Annotated in this window: 2 protein-coding genes; one reads left to right on the top strand and one right to left on the bottom strand. The window is 66.0% G+C overall.

Annotation, left to right across the window (positions count from 1 at the left end; translation table 11 throughout):
* A partial coding sequence (locus tag U4012_RS35605; RefSeq protein WP_321804565.1) for a hypothetical protein occupies positions 1-297 on the bottom strand: 297 nt, incomplete at its 3' end.
* Here U4012_RS35605 and U4012_RS35600 point away from each other — a divergent pair.
* Positions 281-841 (top strand): hypothetical protein (locus U4012_RS35600; RefSeq protein WP_321804563.1); only part of this gene is annotated, 561 nt, incomplete at its 3' end. The genes U4012_RS35605 and U4012_RS35600 overlap by 17 nt on opposite strands.

The raw sequence follows: 841 nt of genomic DNA, 5'->3' as shown, positions 1-841 counted from the left end.
ACCCACCGCGACGCCGGCCGCACCGCCCGCCGTTGCACCCGTACCCGCGGCCAGCGCGTTGATGCCCGTCGCGCCGTCGTTGTTGTAGTTGCTTTGCTGCGTGCCGTTGTCGTTCACGCTGTAGTAGTGCGTGCGCGACGTCGAGATCAGCGTCGACAGCGAGTTGGTGGCCGTGGAACTCGAGGTCGACAGCGACGACACATTGCTGTCCGTCGTCGACAGCCCCGTCGACAGCGAGCTGACACCGGTCGACAGTGAGCTGGCCGTCGTCGAGCTCGACGTGGACAGCGACGACACCGTGCTATCCGTCGTCGACAGCGCAGTCGACAGCGAGCTGGTCGCGGTCGACGTCGCCGTGGACAGCGACGTGACCGTGCTGTTCGTCGTCGACAAGCCGGTCGACAGCGAGCTGGCCGTCGTCGAGGTCGACGTCGACAGCGACGACACCGTGCTGTCCGTCGTCGACAACGCGGTCGACAGCGAACTGGTCGCGGTCGACGTCGCCGTGGACAGCGACGTGACCGTGCTGTTCGTCGTCGACAAGCCGGTCGACAGCGAACTGGCCGAGGTCGAGGTCGACGTCGACAGCGACGACACCGTGCTGTCCGTCGTTGACAACGCGGACGACAGCGAACTGGTCGCGGTCGATGTCGACGTCGACAGCGACGACACGTTGCTGTTCGTCGTCGACAGACCCGTCGACAACGAGCTGACACCAGTCGACAGCGAGCTGGCCGTCGTCGACGTGGACGTCGACAGCGACGACACCGTGCTGTCCGTCGTCGACAGCGCCGTCGACAGTGAACTCACGCCGGTCGACAACGAACTGGCCGTTGTCGAC

Source organism: Burkholderia sp. BCC1988, assembly GCF_905339895.1.
GTDB lineage: Bacteria > Pseudomonadota > Gammaproteobacteria > Burkholderiales > Burkholderiaceae > Burkholderia.
Note: the sequence above shows the minus strand (reverse complement) of the source record. Positions and strands in the feature narration are given on the sequence as shown.